This is a genomic window from Thiocapsa sp. (assembly GCF_035467215.1).
Lineage (GTDB): Bacteria > Pseudomonadota > Gammaproteobacteria > Chromatiales > Chromatiaceae > Thiocapsa.
In genome coordinates this window covers 1-5238 of the sequence record NZ_DATITZ010000130.1, presented here as the reverse complement: position 1 = coordinate 5238, position 5238 = coordinate 1, and the positions used below count along the sequence as shown (strand labels likewise).

The following is a 5238-nucleotide window of genomic DNA, read 5'->3' as shown; positions in this document are numbered from 1 at the left end:
CAAGCGGTCCTGATCAGCCATGAAATCCGGGATACTCGGGTCATAGTCACGCTGCACGCGGGGACCCGTCGGCGACTCCGCGAGGATAAGTCCACGGACATGCTCGAGGACATTGTGGATGTTGACCGAGGCACGTCGCGGCAAGCGACTGGGGCCGACCATACGGTTGACCAGCTCCTGGAGCCGGTCGGCCTCGTCGATGATGATTCGCGTGTATTCACGCAACCCGGGGTCGGGTAGCTCCTGTTCGAGCAACTGCGCGGCACCGCGCAGTCCGCCGAGCGGGTTCTTGATCTCGTGCGCCAAACCCCGGATCAGGGCCTGGGTTGCCTGGTGCTGAGAAAGCAGATGTTCCTCGCGGGTGATCCGAAGTTGGCGGTCGACCTGCGCGAGCTCGACGAGCACTTGATCCTGCGCATCGAAATGGTGCAACGGCAAGACGGTGCAGTTCACCGTCTTGGTGCGCCCGTCGCCCGCGACGACATTGATCTCTCGTTCGGTAAAGGGGTGGCGCGAATCCAAGGCGGCTTTCAGACGCTCTTCAACCTGATGGTCGGGGCAGGGAAGGAGGTCCAGAGCATGGTGTCCGATCATGTGTCGCGCGCTGATTTCAAAGAGCATCTCGGCAGCGGGATTGAGGTAAAGGAGACGTAACTCCTTGTCGAATAGTAGGACAGCCGTGTTCAGGTGATCGAGAATCGTCCGCTCTAGGGCCGGCTTCGGGGCTGGCTGAATACTCATGATTACTCATCCGAACGGCTGACAAGCTCGCGCGTGACCGAGGACGCACGCGAAGACGGAGGGTTTGGCGTCGACGATCGGGCTGCGACAGGCTCTACGCAGGCGAACGGCGCGACACGCGGACTCGGGTCGGCATATCGACACCGAGGACATGCGAAACTCATACCATCGCGGCGCGGCCTGAGCCGATCGGGAAAGCCCTTTCAATAACTGGAGCTTAGGGTAAAACCCCGGGGGGAGGCGATTGGCGCAGCTCGACATCCAGCAACGGGGTCGAGGCGACGATGTTGCCGAGCGCATCGAGCACGCGCGCTTGAATGCGGTGCGCTTGGAAGCCGACGCCCTGGATTTGAAATTGTGTCGATCCTGCCTCGACGGGGACCTCGCGGTCGTCGAGTACGAGGTCAAGACGATGCCCGTCGAGCAATGGCGGCTCCAACAGCAGCTGGACTTCGAGCGCGTCGGTCGGCTGAATCAGGACCGCTCCCGTGGCCGGTGCCAGGAAGTCGAAGGCCGCGTATGGCCCGAGAAACGGCTCATCGCCCGCCGGAGCCGCACCCTTCGGGGCGGATTCACCGGCTGGACCGGTATCGGGAACGATGCGCGGCGCCGCCGCATCCGGAGATTGTCGATCCGAGAAATGGGTGCGTCCGTCGGTGTCGACCCAGCGAAAGATCTCCGCGCTAGACCCCTGGGGCGCAAATAAAGCGAGGGCGACGAACAGGTGTTTGATCATGGCCGAAGAATAGTCGACCCGGATTTCGGGCTCAACCGGAAACGAAAGAGGCCCCTTACGGGGCCTCGTCTACACGCCCGAAAGATGCTCGAGCTTAGAGACTGTAATACATGTCGAACTCGACCGGATGCGTGGTCATGCGGATGCGTGTGACCTCGCCCATCTTCAGAGCGATGTAGGCATCGATCAGATCGTCGGTGAACACGCCGCCGGCGGTGAGGTATTCCCTGTCATTGTCCAGGTATTCCAGGGCCATATCCAACGAGTGGCAGACCGTCGGGATGGCCTTGGCCTCTTCGCGCGGCAAATCGTAGAGATCCTTATCCATGGCATCGCCAGGATGGATCTTGTTCTGGATGCCGTCCAGACCGGCCATCATCATCGCGGCGAAAGCCAGGTAGGGATTGCAGGTCGAATCCGGGAAACGGACCTCGATGCGACGGCCCTTGGGACTGGCGACATAGGGAATGCGAACGGAGGCGGAGCGGTTGCGCGCCGAATAGGCGAGCATCACGGGGGCTTCGAATCCCGGCACCAAGCGTTTGTAGGAGTTGGTGGAGGGGTTGGTCAAGGCGTTGAGAGAGCGGGCGTGCTTGATGATACCGCCGATGTAATAAAGGGCGGTGTCGGACAAGCCTGCGTACTTGTCGCCGGCGAAGATATTCTGGCCGTCTTTGCTCAGCGACTGATGCACATGCATGCCGCTGCCGTTGTCGCCGACCAACGGCTTGGGCATGAAGGTCGCCGTCTTGCCGTAGGCATGCGCAACGTTTTGAACGACATACTTGGTGATCTGATTTTTATCGGCGCGCGAAACAAGGGTATCGAACTGGGTGCCGATCTCGCATTGACCCGCGGTTGCGACCTCGTGGTGATGCACCTCGACCGGTACACCCATTTCTTCGAGCGTCAGGCACATGGCTGCGCGAATATCGTTCAGCGAATCAACCGGCTGGACAGGGAAGTAGCCGCCTTTCGTGCTCGGGCGATGCCCCATGTTGCCGTCGGCGAAGACGCGCTCCGAGTTCCAGCCCGCCTCTTCGGAATCGATCTTGTAGAAGGCGCCGCTCATGTCTGCGCCCCAGCGCACGTCGTCCAGGATGAAGAACTCAGGTTCCGGACCGAAGTAAGCCGTATCGGCGATTCCCGTCGACTTCAGGTAGGCTTCGGCACGCTTTCCCAGGGAGCGCGGGTCGCGCTCGTACCCGGTCATGGTGTCGGGCTCCAGGATATCGCAGCGGATGATCAGGGTATTCTCGTCCGTGAAGGGATCCATGACGGCGGTGGAGGGTTCCGGCATCAGGACCATGTCCGAGGCCTCGATTCCCTTCCAGCCCGCGATCGAGGAGCCGTCGAACATCTTGCCGTCCCGGAAAAGGTCTTCGTCGACCACCCGGGATGGCATGGAGACGTGCTGCTCCTTGCCGCGTGTGTCGGTGAAGCGAAGGTCGACGAACTTCACGTCGTTGTCCTTGATCATTTTGATCACATCTGTCATTTGGGATTTCTCCGCTGCTGTGGGTTCGGGGGAAACATGGCCGGACGGCGGCGTGGTCGTTCTGTCGCCTTCGGGCGCGCCGAGGCGGCTTGGAGCCTAGCAGGTCGCCCGTCAGGCTGCACGACTCGCGGTGGGTCGGCGCGTCGCGGTGATGTCGGTCTGTATGGATGTCCTCCGCGTCGAAGAAGACACCGGGGACATCCGGCGCTGTCGATCACCTCGGGGCCGTCTAGCATCTACCGAGCCAAAACATCGCTCGGGGTCTTCCCCTGACTGGATCGGTGGGCAGCTATCAGCCCGAAGTGATCTCAAGACTTTGTTTTAATGAGGAGACTTTAGGCGCGACAAGAGTAGCCGGTTGATCTCAGCCGTCCGAGACCCGCCGATGGGGAACAGGCGACAAGAGGATCCGCCGCCTGCTCCGGCATAGTTGCACCTCAATGAGGCTCATCGGTCACGATCGCACCAAGATGATGCATCCGCTACCCGAACAGGATTCGCACATCGCGAAACACCGGATCGTCCGTGATCGCTGCGGCGAGGCGCTCGCGCAGCGAGACCGCATCCGCGCCCTGTCGCCGGCACGCGGCCAGCGGAAAATGGACCTCGATGTCGATCTGCCCCCGGATGTAATGGAAGACGATCCTCTCGCGCTCGTTCGCCTCCGGAATCGCCGACCAGAGCGAAGCGAGGCGGGCCATCGCCTCGGCCCTCAACGGGAGCCCGACCGGAGGAGGAAACCGATCGTCGTCTTCGGGATCGATATGCACGGTCACATCGGTGATCTCGTCGATCTCGCGCTTGAGTCGATGTTCCACCAAAAGGCTGATCATGTGTCCTTCGGAAACGCTGACGAGGGGATCGACCAGGACATGGACGTCGGCCGAGACCAGTCCGGCATAGCGACGGGTGCGAAGCATGTGGATGTCACGCACGCCGCCGACCGATCGAATGGTCTCCTTGACCTCCTTCAGCCGCTCGGACTCCAGCCCGGTATCGACCAGTTCGTTGATGGCCTCCCAGCCCAGCTCCCAGCCGATCATTGCGATCATGATCGCGACCACGACCGCCGCGATCGCGTCCAGATAGGCTAGGCCGGCCATGGTCCCGGCAATCCCGACCAGGACGACCACCGAAGACACGGCATCCGTTCGATGGTGCCAAGCGTTGGCGCGCAGCAGATCCGACTTGACGCGCTTGGCATAGCCGAGCGTCCACCAGTAAAGCCATTCCTTGACCAAGATCGATGCCAAGGCCGCGAGCAGGGTCAATGGCTCCGGTTGGAGTAAGGCTGCCGGCTGAAACAACCGCTCGATGGAATCCCAGGCGATGCCGACGGCCACGGCGATCAGCAGTAAACCCAGCACAAGGGTTGCAACCGTTTCGTACCGGGCGTGCCCGTATGGATGATCGTGATCGGGTCCTTGACTGGCGCGGCGGCCGGCCAAAAGGACCAAGAGGTCGGAGAAGAGATCCGAGAGCGAATGGATCCCGTCGGCAACGAGCGCCTGAGAGTATCCGAAGACTCCCGCGATGATCTTCATGACGGACAGCACGAGATTGATCACCGCCCCGACGATGGCCGTGTGTGTCACGGCGTGGCGGCGTTCGGCTGACGCGTCTTTGGGCGTGCGCATGGCGGGAAGAATCAAGGTTGGGTTTCGAGCCCGGATCGGGGCCGGGGATTCGCGGGGTCGATGGCGCTAGAGTACCAGGCGACGACGCGATTTGCGTGGACCGGCCGGCGCGGCGAGACGATCCCCGCGGATCGGCCGCGCCGATCGGACGCCGTCGGCGATCGGGCGATCGTTGCGACGTTGCCGCGGCCTCGCCGATCGGCGCTATACTGCTTGATTTCCGTCAACACTGGGCCGAAGGAGTACGATCTTGAGTCTCGATCGCGAGGATGTCTCGACCTTTCAGGGCCTCGTTTTTGCCCTCGAGCGTTACTGGGCCGAGCAGGGATGCGTCATCCTTCAGCCCCTCGACATGGAGGTGGGCGCGGGAACCTTCCATCCGGCAACCTTTCTGCGATCCATCGGCCCCGAGCCTTGGCGCAGCGCCTATGTCCAGCCCTCGCGTCGTCCGACCGACGGACGTTACGGCGAAAATCCGAATCGCCTCCAGCATTACTACCAATACCAGGTCGTCCTGAAACCTTCGCCGCTCGAGATCCAGGATCTCTACCTCGAGTCACTGCGCCGTATCGGGATCGATCCGCTCGTGCATGATATCCGATTCGTCGAAGACAACTGGGAGTCCC

Annotated in this window: 5 protein-coding genes; 1 reads left to right on the top strand and 4 read right to left on the bottom strand. The window is 61.8% G+C overall.

Annotated elements, in window-relative coordinates; translation table 11 throughout:
- The 4 genes from VLR48_RS07580 to VLR48_RS07565 form a co-directional block, all read right to left on the bottom strand.
- Nucleotides 1–741: two-component system sensor histidine kinase NtrB (locus tag VLR48_RS07580; protein WP_325291199.1), on the bottom strand; the 741-nt coding region annotated here is incomplete at its 3' end.
- 217 nt (nucleotides 742–958) lie between these two features.
- On the bottom strand, nucleotides 959–1477 hold the full coding sequence (locus tag VLR48_RS07575) for a DUF4124 domain-containing protein (RefSeq protein ID WP_325291198.1): 519 nt from the start codon (nucleotides 1475–1477) through the stop codon (nucleotides 959–961).
- Nucleotides 1478–1571: 94 nt separating this feature from the next.
- Nucleotides 1572–2975, bottom strand: coding sequence for a glutamate--ammonia ligase (gene glnA, locus VLR48_RS07570; protein WP_325291197.1), 1404 nt, complete (start codon nucleotides 2973–2975; stop codon nucleotides 1572–1574).
- Between the two features lie 482 nt (nucleotides 2976–3457).
- Nucleotides 3458–4612 carry a cation diffusion facilitator family transporter gene (locus VLR48_RS07565; RefSeq protein ID WP_414718594.1) on the bottom strand — a complete coding sequence of 385 codons (1155 nt, stop codon included), beginning with the start codon at nucleotides 4610–4612 and terminating at the stop codon, nucleotides 3458–3460.
- 250 nt (nucleotides 4613–4862) lie between these two features.
- Between VLR48_RS07565 and VLR48_RS07560 the strand changes: the two genes are divergently transcribed.
- A partial coding sequence (locus tag VLR48_RS07560) for a glycine--tRNA ligase subunit alpha (RefSeq protein ID WP_325291195.1) occupies nucleotides 4863–5238 on the top strand: 376 nt, incomplete at its 3' end.

Excerpts from the sequence above, each read along its gene's own strand:
- VLR48_RS07575 (WP_325291198.1), bottom strand. The coding sequence starts at position 1,477 with ATGATCAAACACCTGTTCGTCGCCCTCGCTTTATTTGCGCCCCAGGGG.
- glnA (WP_325291197.1), bottom strand. The coding sequence starts at position 2,975 with ATGACAGATGTGATCAAAATGATCAAGGACAACGACGTGAAGTTCGTC.
- VLR48_RS07565 (WP_414718594.1), bottom strand. The coding sequence starts at position 4,612 with ATGCGCACGCCCAAAGACGCGTCAGCCGAACGCCGCCACGCCGTGACA.